This is a genomic window from Luteimonas salinisoli (genome assembly GCF_013425525.1).
GTDB classification, from domain to species: Bacteria; Pseudomonadota; Gammaproteobacteria; order Xanthomonadales; family Xanthomonadaceae; genus Luteimonas; species Luteimonas salinisoli.
This window is the reverse complement of record NZ_JACCKA010000092.1, coordinates 1-24,202: the sequence shown is the minus strand read 5'-3', so window position 1 is coordinate 24,202 and position 24,202 is coordinate 1. Positions and strand designations below refer to the sequence as shown.

At 67.7% G+C, this 24,202-nt stretch carries 19 protein-coding genes; 8 read left to right on the top strand and 11 right to left on the bottom strand.

The window, feature by feature from the left end:
- Positions 1–77: 77 nt before the first annotated feature.
- Together H0E84_RS18400 and H0E84_RS20905 are read left to right on the top strand one after the other, a co-directional pair.
- A complete protein-coding gene (locus H0E84_RS18400) occupies positions 78–1,028 on the top strand; it encodes a lysylphosphatidylglycerol synthase domain-containing protein (RefSeq protein ID WP_180680117.1) in 951 nt (316 codons plus the stop codon).
- A gap of 19 nt (positions 1,029–1,047) precedes the next feature.
- Positions 1,048–1,527 carry an acyltransferase gene (locus H0E84_RS20905; RefSeq protein WP_425600510.1) on the top strand — a complete coding sequence of 160 codons (480 nt, stop codon included), beginning with the start codon at positions 1,048–1,050 and terminating at the stop codon, positions 1,525–1,527.
- Positions 1,528–1,596: 69 nt separating this feature from the next.
- Here the strand turns inward: H0E84_RS20905 and H0E84_RS18390 are convergent, their stop codons facing one another.
- The 7 genes from H0E84_RS18390 to H0E84_RS18360 form a co-directional block, all read right to left on the bottom strand.
- Positions 1,597–2,025 carry a pilin gene (locus tag H0E84_RS18390; protein ID WP_180680115.1) on the bottom strand — a complete coding sequence of 143 codons (429 nt, stop codon included), beginning with the start codon at positions 2,023–2,025 and terminating at the stop codon, positions 1,597–1,599.
- A 130-nt stretch (positions 2,026–2,155) separates the two neighbouring features.
- On the bottom strand, positions 2,156–4,087 hold the full coding sequence (locus H0E84_RS18385) for a hypothetical protein (protein WP_257644298.1): 1,932 nt from the start codon (positions 4,085–4,087) through the stop codon (positions 2,156–2,158).
- Positions 4,087–6,117: a tetratricopeptide repeat protein gene (locus H0E84_RS18380; protein WP_180680113.1), complete on the bottom strand. Its 2,031-nt coding sequence runs from the start codon at positions 6,115–6,117 to the stop codon at positions 4,087–4,089. The genes H0E84_RS18385 and H0E84_RS18380 overlap by 1 nt, the downstream gene beginning before the upstream one ends.
- Positions 6,118–6,186: 69 nt before the next feature.
- Positions 6,187–6,615 (bottom strand): pilin, encoded by a 429-nt coding sequence (locus tag H0E84_RS18375; protein ID WP_180680112.1) that lies wholly within the window; start codon positions 6,613–6,615, stop codon positions 6,187–6,189.
- A 311-nt stretch (positions 6,616–6,926) separates the two neighbouring features.
- On the bottom strand, positions 6,927–7,679 hold the full coding sequence (locus tag H0E84_RS18370) for a type IV pilin accessory protein (RefSeq protein ID WP_180680111.1): 753 nt from the start codon (positions 7,677–7,679) through the stop codon (positions 6,927–6,929).
- A 154-nt stretch (positions 7,680–7,833) separates the two neighbouring features.
- Positions 7,834–9,246 carry a sigma-54-dependent transcriptional regulator gene (locus H0E84_RS18365; protein WP_345776346.1) on the bottom strand — a complete coding sequence of 471 codons (1,413 nt, stop codon included), beginning with the start codon at positions 9,244–9,246 and terminating at the stop codon, positions 7,834–7,836.
- A 451-nt stretch (positions 9,247–9,697) separates the two neighbouring features.
- Positions 9,698–11,305, bottom strand: coding sequence for a sensor histidine kinase (locus H0E84_RS18360; RefSeq protein WP_257644297.1), 1,608 nt, complete (start codon positions 11,303–11,305; stop codon positions 9,698–9,700).
- Between the two features lie 247 nt (positions 11,306–11,552).
- Between H0E84_RS18360 and sucC the strand changes: the two genes are divergently transcribed.
- From sucC to H0E84_RS18340, 4 genes are all read left to right on the top strand, one after another.
- A complete protein-coding gene (gene sucC / locus H0E84_RS18355; RefSeq protein ID WP_180680109.1) occupies positions 11,553–12,719 on the top strand; it encodes an ADP-forming succinate--CoA ligase subunit beta in 1,167 nt (388 codons plus the stop codon).
- Between the two features lie 164 nt (positions 12,720–12,883).
- Entirely contained in the window at positions 12,884–13,759 is an 876-nt protein-coding gene (sucD, locus tag H0E84_RS18350) for a succinate--CoA ligase subunit alpha (RefSeq protein WP_180680108.1), read from the top strand.
- A gap of 279 nt (positions 13,760–14,038) precedes the next feature.
- Positions 14,039–15,676, top strand: a complete 1,638-nt coding sequence (locus tag H0E84_RS18345) for an NAD+ synthase (RefSeq protein WP_180680107.1) — start codon at positions 14,039–14,041, stop codon at positions 15,674–15,676.
- A gap of 100 nt (positions 15,677–15,776) precedes the next feature.
- The gene (locus tag H0E84_RS18340; protein ID WP_180680106.1) at positions 15,777–16,676 is read left to right on the top strand and encodes a vitamin K epoxide reductase family protein; all 900 of its coding nucleotides are present in this window, start codon (positions 15,777–15,779) and stop codon (positions 16,674–16,676) included.
- 128 nt (positions 16,677–16,804) lie between these two features.
- Here H0E84_RS18340 and H0E84_RS18335 read toward each other — a convergent pair whose 3' ends face one another.
- Positions 16,805–17,659 (bottom strand): outer membrane protein assembly factor BamD, encoded by an 855-nt coding sequence (locus H0E84_RS18335; RefSeq protein WP_180680105.1) that lies wholly within the window; start codon positions 17,657–17,659, stop codon positions 16,805–16,807.
- 86 nt (positions 17,660–17,745) lie between these two features.
- Between H0E84_RS18335 and rluD the strand changes: the two genes are divergently transcribed.
- Entirely contained in the window at positions 17,746–18,732 is a 987-nt protein-coding gene (gene rluD / locus H0E84_RS18330) for a 23S rRNA pseudouridine(1911/1915/1917) synthase RluD (protein WP_180680104.1), read from the top strand.
- Positions 18,729–19,643, top strand: coding sequence for a peptidoglycan editing factor PgeF (gene pgeF, locus H0E84_RS18325; protein WP_180680103.1), 915 nt, complete (start codon positions 18,729–18,731; stop codon positions 19,641–19,643). The genes rluD and pgeF overlap by 4 nt, the downstream gene beginning before the upstream one ends.
- A 341-nt stretch (positions 19,644–19,984) precedes the next feature.
- Here the strand turns inward: pgeF and otsA are convergent, their stop codons facing one another.
- From otsA to otsB, 3 genes are read right to left on the bottom strand one after another with little or no spacing between them, the layout of a single operon-like run.
- Positions 19,985–21,352 (bottom strand): alpha,alpha-trehalose-phosphate synthase (UDP-forming), encoded by a 1,368-nt coding sequence (gene otsA, locus H0E84_RS18320; protein WP_180680102.1) that lies wholly within the window; start codon positions 21,350–21,352, stop codon positions 19,985–19,987.
- On the bottom strand, positions 21,349–23,130 hold the full coding sequence (locus H0E84_RS18315) for a glycoside hydrolase family 15 protein (protein ID WP_180680101.1): 1,782 nt from the start codon (positions 23,128–23,130) through the stop codon (positions 21,349–21,351). The genes otsA and H0E84_RS18315 overlap by 4 nt, the downstream gene beginning before the upstream one ends.
- Positions 23,127–23,885, bottom strand: a complete 759-nt coding sequence (gene otsB / locus H0E84_RS18310; RefSeq protein ID WP_180680100.1) for a trehalose-phosphatase — start codon at positions 23,883–23,885, stop codon at positions 23,127–23,129. The genes H0E84_RS18315 and otsB overlap by 4 nt, the downstream gene beginning before the upstream one ends.
- Positions 23,886–24,202 lie beyond the last annotated feature (317 nt).

The window sequence follows — 24,202 nt, the reverse complement described above, 5'->3', positions numbered from 1 at the left end:
TTGGTGTGCTCCGCACTCGCGGATCATGAGTTGCAGGCGATCGAGAGGTTTCGCCTGTGACTCTACTGGAAACGGCGATGAAGGCTAGGCGGGCGCTGGGTTGTACGATTCTATCGGCTGTCGTCATCATCTTTGCCTGGCTGGTACACGAAAGTTGGACGGTAATTGTAGGTATGCTCACCGGTGCTAGGTGGCACATAGCCGTCTCGTCGGTGCTCCTGCTTTCGTTCGGTAACGTCCAGATCGGCCACGTATTTGCCGCGCTGGTCAGTCGATCTTCATCTGGGGGTGCTCGGTCCTCATCCGCTTTGGGGATATTCCTGGTGTCTCAGGTTGCCAAGTACGTGCCAGGTCGAATCTGGGGCGTCGCGATGCAAGTCAGCATGTTGCGCGCGCCCGGATCCACCGCTGCCGTGGTCGGGGCGAATATCGAGCTCGCGATCCTGGTCTTGATGGTGGTGCTTGGTGTAGCACTCACCTGCCTTGTCGGGTGGATCAGCGGCCTCATGGCCGCAGCAGTTGCCTTACTGGCTACATTCGCCGGATGTGCTCTGATACTGAGCATGGACAGCTTGGCGCAGCTAGCGCGCTTGGCAAGGAGGTGTTTACCCCGCATAGCCAAGTTCGCCTTCCTGAGGCGTGAAGCCGAATCTGTGGGGCGAGGGCCCGGGGGCGAGTTGACGCGTGATACGTACGCGAGGCTTGCGATTTACATCCTCCTGTACTGTGCTGGGTGGTGGCTTCTTGTGGTGAGCATAACGGGGCTCGACGCGAGAGATTCATTGGCTATTGTTGCAGCGATGTCGCTCTCGTATGTGGCCGGCGCTTTGAGCATGCTCCCAGGCGGGTTGGGGGTGCGCGAGGGCGCAATGGTCTTACTGGCTCCCGCCGTTGGGATGACGCATGCAGATATGGGGGCATTGGCTTTGGTATCTCGCGCAGTCCTGCTGATGATGGACGCTATTGCTGCAATGCTTGGGATCTGGCTGATGAGACGCGACTTCTTCGGAGGAGAGAAGGGTGTCTGATCTTAGAGCTGGGCTTTACATGGTGGCGGAGTTGCTTGCGCGGATCCTGATCCACCCTAGACTCCGCGCACGGTGCCTGGCAATGCTGGGTGCAAGGATTGGGCGCAACGTACGTATCTACGAATGTCGTTTCATCAATCTTCGAAACGGGTTCTCGAATTTACGCGTCGGAGACGACGTCCATATCGGGGCTGGATGCCTCATCGATCTCGAGGGCCCTGTTGCTATCGGCAATGGAAGTGCGCTTTCCCCAAGGGTTACTGTGTTGAGCCATTCCGATCCCGGGTTGGCGCATGGTTCGCCGTTGTGCGAGCGCTGGGAACCCGAGGCCCGCGGCGTGGTAATTGGTGACGGCTGCTGGATCGGGGCTTGCGCAACGATTCTATCGGGATCGATAGTCGAAGACCGAGTCGTGGTCGGAGCAGGGGCGCTCGTCCGCGGTAGCTTGGCGGCGGACGAGGTCTATGTCGGCGTTCCCGCGCGGGCAACCGCAAGGTAGTTCAGACTACCCGCGTCGAACTTAAAGGCCGCGGGCACTGGAGTTGGCTCAAGGCCGGCTGTTGAGGAATCAACGGCAGATCGTGGGCCGATACTTTTTGTCTACCGTTCCGCCAACGCAGGTCCAGTCGACGGTGCCAGAAGTTGAGGCGAGCGTTGGCAGCAGGATCAGCGTCGCGCCGGCGATATCTGTATTGGCATCACGGCCGAAAGTTATCTGGATACCGCCCGCGGCGACCTCGACCTCGCTGACGTAATTGCCAACAATGGTTCCCTTGGCTGGCAGACCGGCGCTTGAATTGCTTGCCGGCAAGCGGCCATGGTTGGCCGCATACTCCCAGACGGCCGTCCTCGCTCCCGTGGCAAGAGAGACCCCCTCGCTCACCTGGGCCCGAATCAGGTAGTCCTGGTAGGCGGGCAATGCCAGCGCGGCCAGAATGGCGATGATCGCTACGACGATCATCAATTCAATGAGCGTGAACCCTCGTTCTCTTTTCATCGCTTCCCCCTGAAATGACTTTGCGACCCAGGGCCGGTTCCGGGTTGCCTGTGGTACTCATAGGAAAGCAGAAGCAAGAAGCTAGCCAGAAAATACGAGCAAAGTATGCGCTGCGTCACGCTAACACTGGTCAGTGTGCCGGTTCTGCCAGAACACGGGTCAGCTTCTCGATTTCGTCGTCCAGTTGCCCTCCATGATTGAGGGCCCGGAGCCCGCCTAGAGCGCGCTCCGCCTCCTCCTTATTCCCGAGCGCGGTTAGGATGCGCACCAACGTGACTTGATAGGCTGGTTCGGTTGGACTGGCTCGGGCCGCTTCCCTCGCCATCCGCAATGCCAGATCAGGATCCCTTAGTACGTTCCATGCATACTCTGCATACGTCGCCATCAGCCGTGGTTCGGGATTGGCATGCGCAAGTCCGGCCAAGAACGCCGGCACCAGGGTACGCCCCTGATAATCGCAATCGCCATTGGCCTGGCAGGTGGCGAGCGCTGCCAGGGCACTGATGTCGTCCGCAGATGCCTTCCTCCTTGCCATCTTGATTATTAAGTTGTTCCACCATTCCTCATTCTGCGGAGATCCCATCCGCGCGCTCATCATAATAAGTGCCTGCTCAGCGAGGATGGGCGAGCGAGGAAGGCTGGCTGCCAACTCCAACTGTTCGTATGCGAGCGAAACGAACGGGGAACTGGGCAAATAGTGCGAGTAGACAACGTACGTGAACCCGAGTTCGTACTGGGCGCGTGGAGAATTCGGATTGCGAGTTGCCAGATCCCGAGCTAGCCGCAGCGGGTCGCCCCAAGCATATGCGGTGAAGGTCGTCAGGCTGAACCAACCAGCGAGAAGCAGGCCAAGCAGCATCCACCGGAACCGGGCGAATGAACGGGCACTGTCGACGGCGAGGAAAGGCACGATCGTGAGCAGCAGGCCGAAGCTGGCGAAGTAATTGCGGTGCTCGTAGACCAAGTCCAGCGGAAGGATAGTGCCCGTAAGAAGGTGTCCTCCCAGGAAGAACGTCAGTCCCAGCGAAACCAGCGGCGCGCGCTTCCGCATCGTCCAGACAATCACGGCCAAGGCGACCAGAAAGATGATGCTGGCGAAAGTCGTCCAAGGAGAGAACAACCCCGCTGATACCTCTACCTGATCATGATAGAACGACAGCGAGCTGGGGGTGGGAAACAACGTCCATGGAATGTACCCAGTCACGATCCTCGTTTCGCTCAGTAGGCGAGTGCCCAAGGTAAAGTCCCGCGCGGCCCAGTTTTCCGGGTTCAGTACGCTCGGCAGCAGCCACAGCAGGCCGGCCACGAGTGGCACGGCAAGGAGCAATGCGAACGTGGCGAGGATCCTGACATCGCGCCTGTCGGCACGACTGGTCAGGAATCCGAACAACAGCCATTCCACGCAGAATGCATAGAGCGGAAGCATGACGGCCGACTCCTTCGCCAGGACCCCCAGTGCCGTAGGAATGGCAAGACTTGCTATGCACAACCATACCCCGGTTCCCCTGCTTTGCATTCGCTGCCGGCTCTTGACGTACAACCAGAGACCAAAGAGTACGAACAGGTTCGCCAAACCCTCCATTCGCTGCACCACATAGAGCACGGCGCTCAGATTGATTGGCAGTAGTAGCCACCCCGAAGCGATCGCTGCCGCGACTCCTCCGAGGCGGGGCGTATCGCCGCCGTCGGCCAGACGCAACAGCCGCTTTGCCAGGCCGTAAACAAGCAGACCATTGAGGAGGTGGATGATCAGATTGGTCGCCTTCATCCAGAAGGGATCCAAACCAGTCGCCAGGTGATTGAAGGCGAAGCTGAGCGACGCAAGCGGTCGTTTCAATTCGCTTGATGGTGAGGAAAGGGCCGCCCGGGACAATCCCGGCACATCCAAGTCTTTCAAATGCAAAGCTTGATTGTTGACAATATTAGGGTAGTCATCGAACAGGAACGCGCCTGAGAGGCCGGACCAGTACGCGGCGATCGTCAGCAGCAGACCGACGAGCATCCATGTTCGGGCAGATGGTAGCGCCGAACTGCCATGAGCCTTCGGATCACCGCGCAGCATCAATGCGCCCCCACGCGGACAGGCGTTGAGTCCTTCATTAGAACTTCGCGCAGGTGAATCATCTCCCTCTTCCAATAGCCTTGCATGTCCAGCACCCACATGTGTATGCGGGGCATCCCGAAGCCCGGAGTGAACTTCTCTGGCTCCATGGCATCGTAGTGATCAAGGTGGGCCAATCCGAGCGCCGGATATCCTGCGGCTCCGAGCAACGCTGCCTGCTCGAGTGCGAAGCCAGGCCTTACTTGCTCCTCCAAGGCTTGATTGAAGCTGGCTAGGGCGACGTTCGGGCGAGCGCGCGCAAGGGCGATTCTTCCGTGGAGGTGCAGGAGGTCCTGCCTGCGAGCGGGTCGTGACTGCAGGAATCGATTGGCTTGCGCCGCTTCTATGAGACCCTCAAGCACTTCCAGGTTGAGCTCTGGACATGGACGCTTCTCGGCTCGCGTGATTGCTTGCGCGAACCAACTGGTAAGTAGCCCGCCTACTTCGCGTGTCCTGGCAAATGCAGTAGCGGCATCTGTGAGTGTGTCGGATGCTACATTGCCGATGGTGCATTCTGCTGAGAAGAGACCCAAGGCAAGCTGGATGTCGTCTGGGTTGTTGTTCAGCGCACGTCGCAGCCGATGCCTGGCTTGGTCGGGCCGACCGTTCTCGACTTCGACGCTGGCCGCATACGCCTGGGCACGCGCCGAGTCGGGATTGAGCTCGGCCCAAAGGATGGCCTGTGTTCGCGTGTCTCCCCAGAGGCTCGCACGCATATGCGTCATGCTGGCCAGCCCAACTACCAGGGCGATCGCCAACAACGGTCGCATCAGTGAGAAGGTGTTGGCACCGGAGTCGCCGGCGGATAGGCGGAAGCCACACAGCCACGCGGCAAGCGGCCAGAACATGAGCATGGAAGGCAGATAATTGCGGTGCTCAAACTGGAGTTCGAGCGCTATCGTGCTCGACTCGATGAGTTGGCCGACGAAATAGAAGAAGATTGCCAATGCGGCCAATGGATACCTACGGCGAAAGGTCCAGCTTCCCGCGCTCAGCGCGAGCAGGGTTGCCAACGAAAGCGCCGTGCTGATCGGAGAAAAAAGGGAATTGGATGGCTGCACATGATCATTGAAGATGCCCGATCCGAATGGCCTGGGCATCCATAGCAAGTTCAGGTACTCCAGGATGACACGCGGCTGGGTCAGCAGCCGTTGGCCCAGAGTCCATGGGCGGCTGTCCGAGATGCCGTGAAATAGCCCGTTCCAACCGGCGCCAAGTAAGTAGGCTGCGATAGCTATCGTAGGAATCCAGGCGAAGGCGAACATCGCGCGGCGATAGACCGCGGGCCGGCGTATCGGATCCAACCGCTTCAGCACCACCACCTCGATCACCAGGGCGAAAGCCGGTAGCAGTGCGCCATTGGCCTTGCTCAGGGTTGCCAATGCCGTACAGCCACCAAGCCCGAGCGCCATGAGAGCTAGGCCCGTTTTGTCACGCTCAGTCTGGAAGAGACGGCGCGCTCGCAGCCAGACCAGGAGTCCGATCAGAACGAATGTGGCCGGCAACATCGCCTCGCGCTGAACGACATAGAGCGTGGTGGATACGAAGAGCGGATGCAGCATCCAGAAACTTGCACCGAGTACTCCGGCCATTCGTGCCCGCACCTTGCCATCACCGAGTTTGGACTCCTGCATTGAGCCAGAAACAAGGCAGCCTAGACGGGTCAAGAGCAAGGCGAGCAGCACGCCGTTGCAGAGATGCAGCAGCAGGTTGGTACGGAGAAAGGGATAGGGCTCTGCGGGCCAGTCGCGAGCATCCAGCAAGAAGCTCAGTACCGAGATCGGTCGGCCGGTCGGATCGGCGTGCCCCGATGTAACGTAGCGCCAAAATGTTGGCCAGTTGTCGATACGGCCCATTGCGCCAAGCGTTGGCAGGTTGGCGAAGTCGTCGAAGTGGAATGTGCCGGAAAGGCCTGGGCGATAGGCCAGACCCGCAAGGGCGACGCTGGCGACCAAGCCAAGCCAGGGGGCCCAAGTTCGAAAGTTCTGCATGTCCGTTCAAAAAGAAGAGGGCCGCACAAGTGCGGCCCTCGAAACGCCATTGCTACATTGAGTGGGGTATCAGCGGCAGGACGTCGGCAGGTACTTGTCGTCGATCGTGGTGCTCGTGCAGGTCCACTCGATGCTGCCGGCATTGGTGATCGCCGAGAAGATCAGGATATCGCCGGAGATCTTGGCATTCGCAGCAGGACCACTGAAAGTGGCTGCGATGGTGCCATTCGCGGCGTTGACGTTGGAAACGTACTTGCCGACGATGGACGCGGCGTTGGCGAGGCCAGCCGACTCGTTTGCAGTCGGAAACGTGCCCCTGTTGCTGTAGAACTCGGCCACGGCGGTCTTGGCGCCGGAAGCCAGCGTCGAGCCCTCGGAGACCTGCGAGCGGATCAGGTAGTCCTGGTAGGCCGGCAGCGCGATGGCCGCCAGGATGGCGATGATCGCGACGACGATCATCAGTTCGATCAGGGTGAAGCCCTTCTGCATCTTCTTCATGTGTATCCCCTAGGAGTGGATTTTGCTTCACGTGCCGCGTGGGCCGGCTGAACCGGGTCCGTTGGGCAGCCGTGCGACACCGCACGTGCGACGGTAGGTACGCACAATACGTGCCAATCCGGACATTGCGGGGGCGGTCAACAAGTGGTTTCGTGGTGGATCACAAAAGCCGGGGCGCCGGTTTCTGCAAGTCTTGAGGATATGACAAAAAATGTCACTTTTCTGTCGAAAGTGACGCGTCGCGGCCAAGCCCAAACGGCGTCCCAGCGGGTGAAGTGTGAGCCCGTTCAGGTTTAAATCGAAGAAGGCCGTTACTTCGAAGCGGGCGGTGGAGGGGCTGGCAGGAAGCCCACGACGGAGGCATCGCGGGCGTCGAGCACCACTTCGAGCTCGTCGACGGGCGTGATCAATGGCAGGACGTAAAGTCCGTCGGACGTGTTCCGGCCTCTCTCGCGCAACCAGGCTACGTAGCGCTGATGTTCAGGGGCATCGCTCTCCATGCGCCGCTGCAGCGGCTCGGCTTCTCTGGCGATGGCCGCCATGCGTTGGTCGAGAGGGACGTAGTAACCGGGCCGATAGTCGATGTCTGGCTTGCCGGCCAGGAAATCATCGAGCAGGGCGCGCTTGGCTTCTCTCGACGGGTCGTCCACCCCGACCGGCTCGGCGCCCCATAGCGGTGTCTTGGCATAGCGGCCCGCAGGCGCCGGATCGTGCGGATACAGTTCGTCGGCGCGCACCAGCGTGGCGCGATAAGGCAGGACTGCGATATAGGCAGGGCGCGCTTGGAAGGCGACGAACAGGCCGTAGACCAGTGCACATACCTGCAAAGTGGCGATGGTCGCCAGGTCGAACTTCAGCCCTCGCTTGCCGGGTTTGTAGACCACCAAGGTGAGCAGCGGCCCGAGCACCACGTCGACCAGCAGGATGGTGCGCAGCAGCCGGGTGCCGCCGGTGGCGCCGAACAGCGGCGGGGGGTACCAGACCAGCACGAACAGGGCGAACACCGCGCTGGCGACGACGGCGCTGAGTGCCAGGTGGATGGATGAGGCTTTCCAGCGCGTCATGGCGCCGGATTGTCGTCGGAGCGGGTGGGCCGTAGCAAGGCGACCGAGGGATGCGTTGCATCAGGGGGCAGCTCAGCTATCGCGTAGGGTCGAGGCGCGCGCGCTTTCGCGGCCATGGGCCGCTCCTGTAGGGGCGCGCGGTCCCGGGGCGGAGCTACTCGATCCCCAGCTTCTTGAGCTTGTAGCGCAGCGCCCGGAAGGTGATGCCCAGCGCCGCCGCGGTCTTGGTCTTGTTGAAGCGGTTCTCCTGCAGCGCCTGTTGGATGGCGGCGCGTTCGATCTCCTCGATGTAGGAGGGCAGGGCGCTGGAAGCGGTGTCGTAGGGGCTGAGGGTGCGAGGGTCGGCGCCCGGCCTGGGCGCTGCGCCCTGGCCTGCCGCGCTGCCGGTACCCGCGCCGCCCGCGGCCATCGCGGCGGCGGCGCCGCGCGGCAGCTGCAGGTCCTCCGCCTGGATGGCCTCGCCCTCGGCCATGGCCAGGGCGCGCTCGAGGATGTTCTCCAGCTCGCGCACGTTCCCGGGAAACGCGTACTCCTCCAGCGCCTGCAGCGCGGCGGGCGCGAGCCCCGGCGTGGCGCGGTGCATGGCATGGGCCAGGCGCTGCAGGATGGCCGTCGACAGCAGCGGCAGGTCGCCGTCGCGCTCGCGCAGCGGCGGCACCTGCAGGCCGATCACGTTGATGCGGTAGTACAGGTCGTGGCGGAAGCTGCCCTGGTCGACCAGGGTGGCCAGGTCCTTGTGGGTGGCCGAGAGGATCCGCACGTCGACGTTGACTTCGCTCGACGAGCCCACCGGGCGGATGGTCTTCTCCTGGATCGCGCGCAGCAGCTTGACCTGCATCGGCAGGGGCAGCTCGGCCACCTCGTCCAGGAACAGGGTGCCGCCGTCGGCGGCCTGGAACAGGCCGGGCTTGTCGACGTGGGCGCCGGTGAAGCTGCCCTTCTTGTGGCCGAAGAACTCGCTTTCCATCAGCTCGGCGGGGATCGCGCCGCAGTTGACCGGCACGAACGGCCCGGCCGCGCGCGCGCCCTGGGCGTGGATGGTACGGGCCACCAATTCCTTGCCGGTGCCGGACTCGCCGCTGATGTGCACCGGGGCCTGGCTGCGCGCCACCTTGGAGATGGTGCGGCGCAGCGACACCATCGCCTCGGACTCGCCGAACAGGCGGCCGGCGTCGTCCGTCTGCGCGCGTCCGCGCTCGTTGAGGTCCAGCGCCTGCTTGACCAGGCCGCGCAGCATGTGGATGTCGACCGGCTTGCTGACGAAGTCGAAGGCGCCGGCCTTGAGCGCTTCTACCGCGGCCTCGACGTTGCCGTAGGCGGTGATCACCGCCACCGGGGTGTTGGGGAAGCGGGTGGAGATCTCGGCCACCAGCTCCAGGCCGGAGCCGTCGGGCAGGCGCATGTCGGTGAGGCAGAGGTCGTAGGCCACGGTGCCCAGCATCTGCCGGGCGGCGTTGAGGTTCGGGGCGGTATCGGTGCGCAGGCCCATCCGGCCGAGGGTCAGCACCAGCAATTCCCGGATGTCGTGCTCGTCGTCGACGATGAGGACGCTGCGGTTCTCTGTCACTAGGGGGAACTCGTACGGGCGACGGTAGGTATTGTGCCCTAGAGCACGGACTTGGTGGCAAAAATGGGCCATTTCGCGCGGTTTTGGTCACGTCGGCGAGAGCAGGGGTCCGCCTCAAGGCCGTTATCGGCCGCGCATGGCACGACTTGAGCGCTGCGTGTCAGCGGATGCGTCGCAATGGGTCAGTCGCCGAGTCCGAGGGGCCCCAAAGGGGGCGCCAAGCGGATTGCTGCATTGCGAGATCGGCGACCCGATGGGCGCCCGCCAACGCTGTCCGTGGTGGACCGGTCCGTAGGAGCGTGCCATGCACGCGAAAGCCGGCGCGGCTGGCAACACCGGCAATCGCCGCCGGTCTGGCCGGAGGGTCCCACGGCTTTCGCGGCCATGGGGCGCTCCTACGGGCGAGGCCGCTGCTGCCGGGCGGGCGCGGCCGCTTCGCGGGGGCGGGGCGCTACGAGAGCAGGGGGTTGCGGCCGGAGAAGAGGATGCGGAAGCAGGCGCCGCCGCCGGGAACGGCGACGTAGTCGAGGCTGGCGCCGTTGGCGCGGCACAGCTCGCGGGCGATGTAGAGGCCCAGGCCGGTGCCGTGCTCGGAGGTGGTGAAGAACGGCCGCCCCAGCTGCGGCACCACCGCCTCGGGGATGCCCGGCCCGCGGTCGTTGACCTCGATCGCCGGGCGGCCCTCGCGTTCGGCCACGGCGATGGTCACGCGCGCCGATTCCCCGGGCATGCGCCCGTAGTTGATCGCGTTCTGCACCAGCACGGTGAGCACCTGGTGCAGGTGGCGGCGGTCGAACATGCCCTGCAGCGGACGCTCGCGGCCGGCGCTGCGCAGCGCGCCGTTCTCGGTCGGTACCAGCTGCTGGAATTCGTCGACGAAGCGCCGCACGAAGGCCACCAGGTCGAACTGCTCGGTCACCGCGCGCTCGCGCCGTGCCAGCCCCAGCACGCTCTCGACGATGCCGTTGGTGCGTTGGCACTGCTGGTGGATGATCTGCACCAGGCGGCGGTCGCTCTCGGGCAGGTCCGGGGACTCCTCCAGCAGCTGTACCGAGTAGCTGATCGCCGCCAGCGGATTGCGGATCTCGTGGGCCAGGCTGGCCGAGAACCTGCCCATCGCCGACAGGGTGAGGGATTCGGCGCGGCGCGCCACCAGCGAGGCATCATCGAGGAACACCAGCACCGTGTCGCCCTCGGTCAGCAGGCGGGCGAAGCGCGGCTGGATCTCCAACTGCTCCGGGCCGTGCAGCAGCGGCGTGTCGTCGAGCGCGCCGCCCTGCAGCCAGCGCTCCAGGCGCGCGCCCAGTTCCGGGGACAGCTCGGCCAGCGTCCGCCCTTCCAGGCTGTCGGAGGCGTCGCCGAACAGGCGCAGCGCCGCCTCGTTGGCCATGCGCACGCGGCGGCCGTCGTCGACCATCAGCACCCCCGTGCGCATGCGGCGGATGATCAGCTCGTTGATGCCGGCCAGGTTCTCGGCCTCCTGGCCGCGGCGCTCGGCCAGGGCCTGGCTTTCGCGCAGGCGCCGGCCCAACAGGTGGGTCAGGGTGACCATGGCGAAGAAGCTGACGGTGAACATCAGGATCTCGGCCAGCGGCCGCTGCGCGCCGCTCTCGTGCACCTGCGACCACACGTACTCGGCCAGCAGCGCCAGCGCCGCGAAGCAGGCCGTGAACAGCCCCAGGCGCAGCGGCAGGAACAGCGAGGCCGCGCCCAGGTTCACCAGCAGCATCAGCGCCACGCCGGGCCCGGCGGTGGGCAGCGCGTGCACCGCCAGCGTCGCCACCACCACGTCCACGCCGGCGCCGATCAGCGCCTGCTCGGGCAGGCTGGCCTTCGCGCCGCGGGTCCACTGCAGCAGCGCCAGCGACGCCGCCAGGTATGCCAGGCACGTGGCCTGCGCCAGCACCGCATTGTGCGGCTCGCCGATCAGCGCGCCCACCGGGCTGAACACCATCAGGCCCAGCAGGCTCGCTTCCAGCAGGCGGTAGAGCGCCAGCAGGTAGAGCTCGCGCCGCAGCACGCCTGCGGTGTAGACGGGAGGGACCGGGATCGCGAACAAGCGGCTGGCCGATGCGGGCTTGCGGCGAGTATAGAGCCGTGGCCCACGGCGCTCGCCCGGGGCCCATCCGGCCCCCGACCAAGGTCGGTTTTGCCCGCGCCGGCCGCATCGGCGAGAATAGCGGGCCGTCCGCGCCCTTCGCCGGCCCCGCGCCTGCGATCGCCCGTGCGCGGCGAAGCATTCCGGCCACCATGGTCGCGTTCGACCGCGCCGGCATGCCCACGACCCTCCCACGCATGGACCCCACATGAATTTCCACGAGTATCAGGCGAAACAGCTCTTTGCCGACTACGGCATCGCGGTACCCGCAGGGCGCGTCGCGCGCGCCGCGGACGAGGCGGTCGACGCCGCCAAGGCGATCGGCGGCGACTTCTGGGTGGTCAAGGCGCAGATCCACGCCGGCGGTCGCGGCAAGGCCGGCGGCGTGAAGCTGTGCAAGACCCTCGACGAGGTGCGCGCCGCCGCGAAGGCGATGCTCGGCACGAAGATGGAGACCTACCAGTCGGCGGGCGTGGCGCTGCCGGTGGACACGGTGCTGGTCACCCAGGCCACCGACATCGCCAAGGAGCTGTACCTGTCGGTGCTGGTCGACCGCGGCACTCAGTCGGTCACCTTCATCGCCTCCAGCGAGGGCGGGGTGGAGATCGAGAAGACCGCCGAGGAGAACCCCGACGCGATCCAGACCCTCAACATCAACTTCGTGCAGGGCCTGCAGCCCTACCAGTGCCGCGAGCTCGGGTTCGCGCTGGGGCTGAACGGCAAGCAGGTCAACCAGCTGACCAGGATCATGATGGGCCTGTACCGGCTGTTCAACGAGAAGGACCTGTCGCTGGTCGAGCTGAACCCGCTGGCGATCCTGAAGAACGGCGACCTCGCGGTGCTGGACGGCAAGGTCAACTCCGACGACAACGCCTCCTTCCGCCATGCCGACCTGGTGGCGATGCGCGACATCCGCCAGGAGGACGAGACCGAGGTGGCCGCCAGCCAGCACGATCTCAACTACGTGACCATGGACGGCAACATCGGCTGCATGGTCAACGGCGCCGGCCTGGCGATGGCGACCATGGACGTGATCAAGCTGGAGGGCGGCGAGCCGGCCAACTTCCTCGACGTCGGCGGCGGCGCCAACAAGGAGCGGGTGACCGAGGCGTTCAAGCTGATCCTCAGCGATGCCGACGTGAAGGCGATCTTCGTCAACATCTTCGGCGGCATCGTCCGTTGCGACATGATCGCCGAGGGCATCATCGCCGCGGTCAAGGAAGTGGACGTCAAGGTGCCGGTGGTGGTGCGGCTGGAAGGCACCAACGTCGAGGCCGGCAAGGAGCTGCTGAAGAACTCCGGCCTGGCGATCACCCCCGCCGACGACATCAACGACGGCGCCCGCAAGGCGGTCGCGGCCGCCAAGGCCGCATGATCGACCGAGGTTTCGAGGCCGCCTCGATAGCCCCCTGAGTCAGGGGGCGACCCCGCCACGAAGCGGCGGGGTGGGGGTGTGGAGGCATGACGCAAGGGCATCGGCAGCGCCGATGCCCGCCGAGCCGGAGCCGATCCGGTCACAGAACAGGTAGGAAAAATCGAATGAGCGTTTTGGTCAACAAGAGCACCAAGGTCATCGTGCAGGGCTTCACCGGCCAGCAGGGCACCTTCCACGCCGAGCAGATGCTCGACTACGGCACCAAGGTGGTCGGCGGCGTCACCCCCGGCAAGGGCGGCAGCGAGCACCTCGGCCTGCCGGTCTTCGACACCGTCGCCGAGGCGGTCAGCGAGACCGGCGCCGACGCCTCGGTCATCTACGTGCCGCCGCCGTTCGCGGCCGACGCGATCCTCGAGGCGGCCGATGCCGGCATCAAGGTCATCGTCTGCATCACCGAGGGCATCCCGGTGCTCGACATGCTGCGCGTCAAGAACGTGCTCAAGGGGTACGAGGACGTGGTGCTGGTCGGCCCCAACTGCCCGGGCATCATCACCCCGGGCGAGTGCAAGATCGGCATCATGCCGGGCCACATCCACCAGCCCGGCAAGGTGGCGATCGTCTCGCGCTCGGGCACGCTCACCTACGAGGCGGTCAAGCAGACCACCGACGCGGGCCTGGGCCAGTCGACGGTGATCGGCATCGGCGGCGACCCGATCAACGGTCTGAACTTCATCGACTGCCTGAAGCTGTTCCAGGACGACGAGCAGACCGCCGGCATCATCATGGTCGGCGAGATCGGCGGCTCGGCCGAGGAGGAGGCCGCCGAATTCATCAGCGAATACGTGACCAAGCCGGTGGTCGGCTTCATCGCCGGCGCGTCGGCGCCGAAGGGCAAGCGCATGGGCCACGCCGGTGCGATCGCCTCGGGCGGCGCCGGCACCGCGGAGGGCAAATTCGCGGCGCTGGAGAAGGCCGGCGTGACCACGGTGAAGTCGCCCGGCGACCTCGGCGCGGCGCTGGCGAAGCTGCTGCAGGGCTGAGGATTCGGTCTCCCCGGGGCGGGAGCCCGCCCGCGGGATCGCAAGAAGGCCGCCTCCGGGCGGCCTTTCTCGTGGCGCCTCGCCGCGTTTCGCCTTCCCGGAAGTCTTCCTGCCCGTAGGAGCGGCCCATGGCCGCGAAGGCCGCGGGAAGCTCCGGCGGGGTCGGCGGCGATTCCCGGCGTGGCCACCCGCTCCGGGCTTCGCGCGCATGGCGCGCTCCTACAATGGGCGCGGCAGGCTATGTACGCTGATGCCATTCGCTCCCAGGACCGTCCCGACATGACCAAGCCCCTGCGCATCGCCCTCGCCCAGTTCGACTTCCCGGTCGGCGCCGTCGCCCGCAATGCCGAGCGCATCGCGCTGATGATCGTCGAGGCGCGCGAGGAGTTCGGGGCCGATATCGTGCTCTTCCCGGAACTGGCGATCAGCGGCTACCCGCCCGAAGACCTGCTGATGCGGCCCTCGTTCCTATCCGACTGCGAGGACGCGCTGCGCGAGGTGGCGAAGGCGGCCACCGGCATCGTCGCGGTGGTGGGCTGGCCGGAGTCGGCCGGCAGCGTGCTCTACAACTCGGCCAGCGTGCTCCGCGACGGCCGCGTCGAGACCACCTATCGCAAGCGCGAGCTGCCCAACTACAACGTGTTCGACGAGCGCCGCTACTTCCACGTCGACCCCGACGGCGGCGCCTGCGTGTTCGAGGTGGGCGGCGTGCAGGTGGGGCTGGTGATCTGCGAGGACCTGTGGTTCGCCGAGCCGCTGCACGACACCGCGGCCGCGGGCGCCGAGCTGGTGCTGGTGCCCAACGCCTCGCCGTTCGAGCGCGGCAAGCATGCCCAGCGCGATGCCCTGCTGGCCGAGCGCATCCGCGAGAGCGCCGTGGCGCTCGCCTATCTCAACGTGGTCGGCGGCCAGGACGCGCTGGTGTTCGACGGCAGCTCGGTGCTCGCAGACGCCGACGGCAAGGTGCACCACGCCGCACGCGCGTTCGAGGAACATTGGCTGGTCGCCGACTACCACCCGGAGCGCCGCGAGCTGACCGCGGTGCAGTGGCCACTGGAAACCGACGGGGGGCGCGACGCGATGGCCTGGCGCGCGGTGGTGCGCGGGGTCCGCGACTACTGCTTCAAGAACGGGTTCTCGAAGCTGTGGCTCGGGCTCTCGGGCGGCATCGACTCGGCGGTGGTGCTGGCGATCGCGGTCGATGCGCTGGGCGCGGAGAACGTCACCGCGGTGGCGATGCCCTCGCGCTATACCGCGGATCTGAGCAACGACCTGGCCGCAGAGCAGTGCAGGGCCCTCGGGGTGCGGTTGCTGTCGGTGCCGATCGAGGCGCCGTTCCAGGGGTTCCTCGACGCGCTGGCCGGGACATTCGAGGGCATGGAAGCGGACGTCACCGAGGAGAACCTGCAGTCGCGCACCCGCGGCGCGCTGCTGATGGCGATGAGCAACAAGTTCGGCGGCCTGCTGCTCACCACCGGCAACAAGAGCGAATACGCGGTGGGCTACGCCACCATCTACGGCGACATGGCCGGCGGCTACGCGCCGATCAAGGACCTGTACAAGACCGAGGTCTTCGCCATGGCGCGGTGGCGCAACACCGTGGCCGGCGCGCCGGTGATCCCGCCGGCGGTGATCTCGCGTCCGCCCTCGGCGGAGCTGCGCGCCGACCAGAAGGACGAGGATTCCTTGCCGCCCTACGACGTGCTCGACGCGATCCTGCTGCGCTACGTCGACCGCGAGCAGTCGCGCGAGGAGATCGTCGCCGCCGGCTTCGATCCGGGGACGGTCGACAAGGTGCTGCGGCTGGTACGCATCAGCGAATGGAAGCGCCACCAGGCCGCTCCTGGGCCGAAGGTTTCGCATCGGGCCTTCGGCCGCGAGCGTCGCTATCCGATCAGCAACGGCTACGCCGGCTGAGTTGTCGCCCGAACCCGCTCCGCAAGAGCGTTCCATGCACACAGGCAGCGGCCCGCGCGGCTGCCGTTAGAATCGCGATCCGTCACTCCGACACGGACCCATGGCCAGAAAGAAGCGCAAGCAGACCCGCCAGCATCCTGCAGCGACCACCGCCCCGGTCTCCGGAGCCAGGACCGCGGCGCGTGCGCCGCGGCTGCCGCCCGATCGCGTGGTGCTGGCGCTCGCGGCCCTCGGCCTGTTCCTGACCGGTTATCTCATGGTGGCCGCCTGGGGCGATGCGGCGCCGGCCTTTTGCGCCGAGGGGGGCGGTTGCGACGCGATCGCCCAGAGCCGCTGGTCGACGCTGTTCGGGCTGCCGATCGCGCTCTGGGGCTTCGCGATGTACGCGCTGCTCGCCCTGGCCGCCGCCACCGGGCGCTCGGCCGCGCGGCGCTGGCGGCGGTTGTCGCGGCTCTCGCTGCTGGGGCTGGCGATCAGCGTGTACCTGACCGCGGCCGGGATCCTGTCGCTGCAGGCGATCTGCGGCTGGTGCATGGCCTCGTTGGCGACGATGGCCGCGATCTTCGGCGTGGTCCATGTCCGCAGGGCCGGCGCATCCGATCGCAGCCGCGGCGCCTGGTGGCTGGGTGGGGGGCTGCTGGCATTGGGGGTGGTGGCCGTCCTGCACGTCGCAGCCAGCGGCGTGCTGGACCGGCGACCGGAGAATCCACGGGTGGCGGCGCTGGTGGCCCACCTGGATGCGATCGACGCGAAATACTACGGCGCCTCCTGGTGCGGCAACTGCCGGCGCCAGGCGCGCCTGTTCGGCGCGTCGGCGCCGCGGCTTCCCTACGTCGAATGCAGTCCGCAGGGCCGCGGCGGGCCGGTCGCGCGCGAATGCGCGGCGGCGGGCGTGGGCTCGTATCCGACCTGGGTGGTGCACGGCCTGCACCACGTGGGCGTGCTCACCCCCGAGGAACTGGCGCAGCTGTCCGGCTTCGACTGGGAGCGCGAGCGCTAGGGCGGGCGGCTGAAGCCGGCTGCTGCGCCCGGGAACATCGTCACGGCAACCGGCGCCGCCCGCGGCCTTCGCGGCCATGGGCCGCTCCTAGGGAATCGGCTCGCCGCAGCCCCTCCGGTGCCCGGGGGTCAGTCCCGCTGCAGCGGGGATTTCTCGCCGGCGAACGGGTTGAGCTTGCGGACCGCCCACGGATAGTCGGGCCAGTCGCCGCGCAACCAGGGGTGATCGGGGGCGTTGAGTTCCAGCACCCGGCGTGCGTCGGCCGCGAGGGCGTCGTTGCCCAGCTGGGTGTAGGACTCGGCCAGCACCGCCACCGCATCGTTCTGGAAGGCGCTCTCCGGGTAGGTCTCCAGGGTGTAGGTGGCGCGCTTGGCGGCGCCGACCCATGCGCCCCGGCGCAGGTAGTACAGCGCGGTTTCGACCTCGTGGCGGGCGAACATGTTGCGCAGCTCCGCCATCCGCTCGCGCGCCTCGCCGGCATAACGGCTGTTGGAGAAGCGCTCGGCGACGATCCTGAAGTCGGCGTAGGCCTGGTTCGGCGTGGCCAGGTCGCGGCGGCTGGCGTCCAGCGCCCAGACCCGCTGCAGGAACACCGTGTCGCGGTTGGAATTCACCAGCCCGCGCAGGTAGTACATGTAGGCGGTATTGCGGTGGGTGGGGTAGGTGCGCAGGAAGCGGTCGATGCTGGAGATCGCCTCCTCGTTGTTGCCCATCTTGTACTGGGCGTAGGCGGTCTCGATCAGCGCCTGCTCGGTGTAGGGCCCATAGGGGTACTGGGCGACCAGCCGCCGGAAGGTCTGGGCCGCGCTGTTCCAGTTGCCGTAGCGCATCGAGGCGTGGCCTTTCTCGTACAGCTCCTCGACCGGGATCCCCTCGTCCACGTCGGTCTTCTCGCCACGGAACCGCGAGCAGCCGGACACCATGAAGATGGCCAACAGCGACAGGATCAGCGCATTGCGCAGCAGGGAACGGGCTCGGGTCATGGGGCGTTGGGCGTCGGCGGCACGAAGGGCCGATAATAGCAGTCTGCATCGCCGGACCGGCGACGACGCCTGAACCGAAGCCCTCCATGACCGAAACCGCCCCCGACGACGACACCGGCGCGCGCAGCGCCCGGATCCCCGACCACCACGCAGGGCGGCGCTTCGACGCGGTGCTGGCCGAGCTGTTCCCGGAGTTCTCCCGCTCCCGCCTGGCCGAGTGGATCAAGTCCGGCGACGCCCTGCTCGACGGCCGCCAGGTGCGGCCGCGCGAGGCCGTGGCGGGGGGCGAGCTGGTCACCCTGGACGTGGTGCTGGACGAACAGACCAGCGACGCCCCGGAGGACATCCCGCTGACGGTGCTCCACGAGGACGCGGACGTGCTGGTGATCGACAAGCCGGCCGGCATGGTGGTGCACCCCGGGGCCGGCAACCGCACCGGCACCCTGGTCAATGCGCTGCTGTTCCGCGATCCCGCCCTGGCGGCGCTGCCGCGGGCCGGGGTGGTGCACCGCCTGGACAAGGACACCTCGGGCGTCATGGTGGTGGCGCGCACCCTGCAGGCGCATGCCGCCCTGGTCGAGCAGCTGTCGGCGCGCGCGGTCCACCGCCAGTACCTGGCGGTGGTGGTCGGCGCGCTGGTCAGCGGCGGCACCGCCGACGGGCCGATCGAGCGCCATCCGCGCGACCGCCTGCGCATGGCGGTACGTGAGGACGGCCGCGACGCGGTGACGCATTTCCGGGTCCGCGAGCGCTTCCGCGCGCACACCGCGCTGGAGTGCCGGCTGGAGACCGGGCGCACCCACCAGATCCGCGTGCACATGCAGCACCTGCGCCACCCGATCGTCGGCGATCCGCTGTACGGCGGCGCGCTCAAGCTGCCGAAAGCGGCCACCGACGGGCTGGTGGCGGCGCTGCGCGGCTTCCGCCGCCAGGCGCTGCACGCCGAAACCCTCGAGTTCCGGCATCCGAGCACGGGAGAGCCGCTGCGGGTCGGCGCGCCGGTCCCCGAGGACATGCTGGAGCTGATGCGGCAGTTGCGCGAGGACACCAGGGCGGCCGGGCCGGGCCGGTGAGCGCCCAGGACGCCGAACCGGCCATCCTCCGCGCCGCCTGGCCGGCGCCGCCCGGGGTGGTTGCGTTCACCACGCTGCGCCGCGGCGCCGGGGTGTCGGCACCGCCATTCGACGATTTCAACCTCGGCGCGCACTGCGGCGACGATCCCGCCGCAGTCGCGCGCAACCGCGCCGAACTGGAGCGGCGCTTCGGGCTGCCCGGGCCGCCGTGCTGGCTGCGGCAGGTGCACGGCATCGCGGTCCAGCGCTGGGATCGGCCGGTGCAGTCCCCGGCGCGCTTCGACGGTCCGGGGGCGGATCTCGCGCCGCATGCGCCTGGCCAAGCGGCGGGGCCTGCTGCCGGGGGGCGCCCGGAAGGCGGTGCTGCAGGCGTGGAGCTCGGTGTTTTCGGCGCCGGGGGGCCGCCGGACCGCGCAGCGGCGCCCGAAGCCGACGCTTCGGTGACCGCCGACCCCGGCACCGTGCTCGCGGTGCTGACCGCCGATTGCCTGCCGGTGGTGCTGGCCGCCGCCGACGGCAGCGAAGTGGCGGCGGTCCACGCCGGCTGGCGGGGGCTTGCGGCCGGGGTGCTGGAAGCGACGCTGGCGGAGCTGCGCGCACCCGCAAGCGCGGTGCGCGCATGGCTCGGTCCTGCCGCCGGCCCGCGCGCCTACGAGGTCGACGCCGCGGTCCGCGATGCCTTCTTCGCCGCGGACGGGCGCGCCGCGGAAGCCTTCGTGGCGACCCGCCCCGGGCACTGGTTCGCAGATCTCTACGCCCTGGCGCGGATGCGCCTGACGGCCGCCGGGATGTCGTCGGGCGAGATTCACGGCGGCGGGGAGTGCACGATTACGGATCGCGACCGGTTCTTCTCGCACCGCCGCGACGGTCGCGGCGGGCGCATGGCGACAGTGGTCTACCGCGAACGGTGAATCCGCGAGTCATCGTTCGCCCTGTAGGAGCGGCCCATGGCCGCGAAGGCCGCGGGAGCGTCCGTTTGGGGCGGCGGTGATATCCGGTGGTTTCGTCCAGGTCAGCGGTGATTCCGGGTGCGGCCGGTCGCGCCGGCTTTCGCGTGCATGGCACGCTCCTACGAGAGCTGCGGCGACCCGATTCCTGTAGGAGCGGCCCATGGCCGCGAAGGCCGCGGGAGCATCCGTTTGGGGTGGCGGTGATTCCGGGCGTCGGCCAACTCGCGCCGGCTTTCGCGTGCATGGCACGCTCCTACGGGCGATCGCGCAGCGTTTTCGTACGGGAGCGTCGGCTGCGGCGATCAGGTCTTTTCCAACGCCTCGAGGTAGCGCCGGCGCCAGGCGCCGATGTCGTTGGCGCGCAGGTGCTCCATCATCGCCTGCCAGCGCTCGATGCGTTTCTCCTTCGGCATGGTGGCGGCGATGGCGATGGCGTCGGCCACGCCGTCGTAGTCGTGCGGATTCACCAGCAGCGCCTCCCTCAGCTCGTACGCCGCGCCGGCCAGCAGCGACAGCACCAGCACGCCCGGATCCTCCGGATCCTGCGCCGCCACGAACTCCTTGGCCACCAGGTTCATGCCGTCGCGCAGCGGGGTCACCAGGCCGACCTTCGCCGCCCGGTAGAAGCCGGTCAGCGTGGCATGGGCGAAGTTGCGGTTGACGTAGCGCAGCGGGGTCCAGTCCGGCTGCGCATGGGCGCCGTTGATGTGTCCGGAGATCTGCTCGAGCTCGTTGCGCAGCTTGCGGTACTCGCTGACGTCGCCGCGCGAGACCGGGGCGATCTGCAGGTAGGTCAGGCTGCCCTTCTGGTCGCGGTGGCTCTCCAGGTAGCGCTCGAAGCCGCGGAACCGCTCCGGCAGGCCCTTGGAGTAGTCGAGGCGGTCGACGCCGATCGCCAGGTCGCGGCCGTCGAGGCTGGCGCGCAGCCCGCGCACCGCAGACTTGTTGATCGCCGCCCGCGACTGCGCGGCGATGTGCTCGGTGTCGATGCTGATCGGGAACGAGGCGGCGCAGAACCGGCGTCCCCCCGGCGCCTGCAGGGTGCCGCCCTTGAGCACCTCGCCGCCGCCGAACAGGCGCACGTAGTCCTGGAAGCGCTCGACGTCGCGCTGGGTCTGGAAGCCCACCAGGTCGTAGGCGTACAGCGAGGAGAACAGCCGCGAGTGGTTTGGCATCGCCGCCAGCAGGTCCGAGGACGGCATCGGCACGTGCAGGAAGAAGCCGATCCGGCAGCCGATGCCGCGCTCGCGCAGCATCGAGGCCATCGGGATCAGGTGGTAGTCGTGGATCCAGACGATGTCGTCGTCCTTCAGCCGCGGCGCCAGCTTCTCGGCGAACAGCGCGTTGACCCGGGCATAGCCCTCGCGGGTCTTGCGGTCGTAGTCGACCAGGTCGAGGCGGAAATGCAGCAGCGGCCACAGGGTGCGGTTGGCGAAGCCGTTGTAGTAGGCGTCCAGGTCCGCGCGGCTGAGGTCCATGGTCAGGTAGCGCACGTCGCCGCTGGCCTGTTCGTGCAGCTCGCCGCTGCGATCGCGCGAGGTCTTGCCGCTCCAGCCGAACCACAGGCCGCCGTGCTCCTTCAGCGCCGCTTCCAGCGCCACGGCGAGGCCGCCGGCGCGGCTCTCGCCGGGGACGGCGACGCGGTTGGAGACGACGACCAGGCGGCTCACGAGGCTTCCTGCCAGGATCGCGAGAGCCGCATCGCGGCGATGATCAGGCCGACGTGCGAGTAGGTCTGCGGGAAGTTGCCCCAGGCCTCGCCGTCCTCGAACGCCAGGTCCTCCGACAGCAGGCCGAGATGGTTGCGGCGGGCGAGGATCGCCTCGAACATCTCCCGGGCCTCGTCGGTGCGGCCGATTGCCGCCAGCGCGTCGATGTACCAGAAGCTGCAGATGGTGAAGCTGGTCTCGGGGGAGCCGAAGTCGTCCGGGGCGATGTAGCGGAACAGGCCGTCGCCGCGCCTGAGGTCGCGGCCGATCGCCTCCACGGTGGCGACGAACCGCGCATCCTCCGCGTCGACGAAGCCGAAGTCCGGCAGCAGTAGCAGCGAGGCGTCGAGGCGGTGGCCGCCGAGGGTGTCGGTGAAGTGGCCCAGTTCCTCGCTCCAGGCCTCCTCGAGCACGCGCTCGCGGATCGCGTGGGCGCGTTCGCGCCAGTAGGCGTCGCGGTCGGCGAGGCCCAGCTTGGCGGCGATCTTCGACAGGCGGTCGCAGGCCGCCCAGCACATCGCCGCGGTATAGGTATGCACCTCGGCGCGGCCGCGGAACTCCCACAGCCCGGAGTCCGGCTCGTCGTGCAGCGCATAGGCGCGCTCGCCCAGCGGCTCGAGCTTGCGGAAGGTGTCGGCGTTGCCGGGCTCGGCCAGGCGCAGGTCGAAGAACAGCTGGGTGGAGGCCAGCACCACGCTGCCGTAGACGTCGTGCTGCTTCTGCATCCACGCCAGGTTGCCGCGTCGTACCGGGCCCATGTCGCGGTAGCCGCGCAGGGTCGCGACCTCGTGTTCTTCGAGCTCCTCGGCGAAGTCGATGCCGTACAGCGGCTGCAGGGTGCCTTCGTGGGTGGCGATGTTGAAGATGTAGCGCAAGAACTCCTCCATGCTGCGGGTCGCGCCCAGCCGGTTGAGCGCGCGGACCACGAATGCCGCATCGCGCAGCCAGCAGTAGCGGTAGTCCCAGTTGCGCGCGCTGTTCGGCGCCTCCGGGATCGACGTGGTCATCGCCGCGATGATCGCGCCGCTGTCCTCGTACTGGCACAGCTTCAGGGTGATGGCGCTGCGGATCACCGCCTCCTGCCAGTCCAGCGGCACCGACAGGTAGCGCACCCATTCGCGCCAGTAGTGGGCCGTGCGCTCCTGGGCCTCGTGGGCGTAGCCTGCCAGCGAGCGCGTCAAGGACTCGTCTGCGCCGAGCATCAGGTGCACAGGGTGGCCGAGCACGAAGGAGATCTCCTCGCGCACGAAACGCACCGGCACGTCGGTGGTCAGGCGCAGGGTGAACTCCGGCAGCAGGTAGCGGACGTGGTTGCTGCCCCAGGTGGTGTCGGGCCGTCGCGCGCCCCAGTCGGCCAGCGGCCGCACCCGCACCCGGACCCGCGGGTTGCCCGCCAGCGGCGTGACCCTGCGCATGATCGCCACGGGCCTGTAGAAGCGGTCGTTCTCGCGCCAGCGCGGGGCGAAGTCGATCACCTCGACGGCGGCGCCGTGACGGTCGTACAGCACGGTGCGCAGGATCGCGGTGTTGTTGAGGTAGGCCTGCTCGCTGCGCTCGAAGTCCTCCAGCTCGATGCCGAAGTCGCCGCCGTCGTGGTCGCGCGGCGAGAGCAGGGCGCAGAACGCGGGGTCGCCGTCGAAGGCGGGCAGGCAGCTCCACACCACCCGGGCGCGCCGGTCGATGAGGGCGCCGAAACTGCCATTGCCGATGACGCCGAGGTCGAGGGAGGGTCCGGTCATGCGGTGAGGGTCCTGTGGTTGGATTCGAGCCAGGCGTGCACGGCGGCGGTGTCGCGCAGCGCGTAGTGGGCGGCGCTGGGCTCGCGGTCGCCGACCAGGACGCTGAATCCGTCGCGGGCGTTGACCACGGCGAAGCCGTGCTCGTCGGTGAGGTCGTCGCCGACGAACACCGGGCGGCGGCCGCGGAACGGCGCCTCGCCGAGGAAGGCGGCGATGGCGTCGCCCTTGTCGGCGCCGCCCGGGCGCAGTTCGACGACGTGATCGCCATGCTGCAGCCGGTAGCCGGGCAGGCGCGGCAGGGCCGCCTCGGCGAAGGCGCGCATGGTCGCACCGTGCTGCGGCGCGCGGCGCCAGTGCAGGCCGAGCGCGGTGCCCTTGTCCTCGACCACGGTGCCGGGATGGCGCGCGCTGAGGGTTTCGGCTTCGCCGCGGACCCGGTGCAGGGCGTCGGGGGGGCGCGGGGGCTTCGCCTTGCGGCCGCCGTTGCGGCGCTCCAGGCCGTGCATGCCCGCCCCCGGCAGCTTCAGCGGCGCGAAAAGCGCATCCAGGGTGGCCAGGGGGCGGCCGCTGATCAGCGCCACGGCCCCGTCCAGGCGCAGCGCAAGTGCCTGGAGGACGTCGCGCAGTGGCGGAGGCACCGCGACGCTGGCCGGATCGGGAGCGAAATCGAGCAGGGTGCCGTCGACGTCGAGGAACAACGCGCAGTCGTCATCGAGCGCCGGCGGCAGCGGACGGGTGGGGGGCGCTGCTGCCATGCCCGCATTGTGCCCAATCCAGCGTGTCGCTTTCAGGACGCGGTCGTCACGCCGAGTCCGATCGCGGCCTGCCGGGACGAGCGGGCCGACAATGCCCCGTAGCGGCGTCCCATGGACGCGAAAGCCGCGGGAGGCGCTGGCCCGGTGGCCACAGGAGCCGGTTGCAGCCTGGATGGCCTGGGGGCGGGCCGGAAAGCGTGGGTCGCGGCAAGGTGTGGCCGCGTGGGCTCCTGCTTTTCTGGAAGCGCCGGCGAATGTCGCTCCATCGGGTGGGGGTGGCGTCGCAACAAAGCGAGTATCGGGGAGCGACTTGCGGC

Bases quoted from the DNA above. Each gene is read 5' to 3' on its own strand.
- H0E84_RS18400 (WP_180680117.1), top strand. From the start codon at position 78: ATGAAGGCTAGGCGGGCGCTGGGTTGTACGATTCTATCGGCTGTCGTC.
- H0E84_RS20905 (WP_425600510.1), top strand. From the start codon at position 1,048: ATGGTGGCGGAGTTGCTTGCGCGGATCCTGATCCACCCTAGACTCCGC.
- H0E84_RS18390 (WP_180680115.1), bottom strand. From the start codon at position 2,025: ATGAAAAGAGAACGAGGGTTCACGCTCATTGAATTGATGATCGTCGTA.
- H0E84_RS18385 (WP_257644298.1), bottom strand. From the start codon at position 4,087: ATGCTGCGCGGTGATCCGAAGGCTCATGGCAGTTCGGCGCTACCATCT.
- H0E84_RS18380 (WP_180680113.1), bottom strand. From the start codon at position 6,117: ATGCAGAACTTTCGAACTTGGGCCCCCTGGCTTGGCTTGGTCGCCAGC.
- H0E84_RS18375 (WP_180680112.1), bottom strand. From the start codon at position 6,615: ATGAAGAAGATGCAGAAGGGCTTCACCCTGATCGAACTGATGATCGTC.
- H0E84_RS18370 (WP_180680111.1), bottom strand. From the start codon at position 7,679: ATGACGCGCTGGAAAGCCTCATCCATCCACCTGGCACTCAGCGCCGTC.
- sucC (WP_180680109.1), top strand. From the start codon at position 11,553: ATGAATTTCCACGAGTATCAGGCGAAACAGCTCTTTGCCGACTACGGC.
- sucD (WP_180680108.1), top strand. From the start codon at position 12,884: ATGAGCGTTTTGGTCAACAAGAGCACCAAGGTCATCGTGCAGGGCTTC.
- H0E84_RS18345 (WP_180680107.1), top strand. From the start codon at position 14,039: ATGACCAAGCCCCTGCGCATCGCCCTCGCCCAGTTCGACTTCCCGGTC.
- H0E84_RS18340 (WP_180680106.1), top strand. From the start codon at position 15,777: ATGGCCAGAAAGAAGCGCAAGCAGACCCGCCAGCATCCTGCAGCGACC.
- H0E84_RS18335 (WP_180680105.1), bottom strand. From the start codon at position 17,659: ATGACCCGAGCCCGTTCCCTGCTGCGCAATGCGCTGATCCTGTCGCTG.
- rluD (WP_180680104.1), top strand. From the start codon at position 17,746: ATGACCGAAACCGCCCCCGACGACGACACCGGCGCGCGCAGCGCCCGG.
- H0E84_RS18315 (WP_180680101.1), bottom strand. From the start codon at position 23,130: ATGACCGGACCCTCCCTCGACCTCGGCGTCATCGGCAATGGCAGTTTC.
- otsB (WP_180680100.1), bottom strand. From the start codon at position 23,885: ATGGCAGCAGCGCCCCCCACCCGTCCGCTGCCGCCGGCGCTCGATGAC.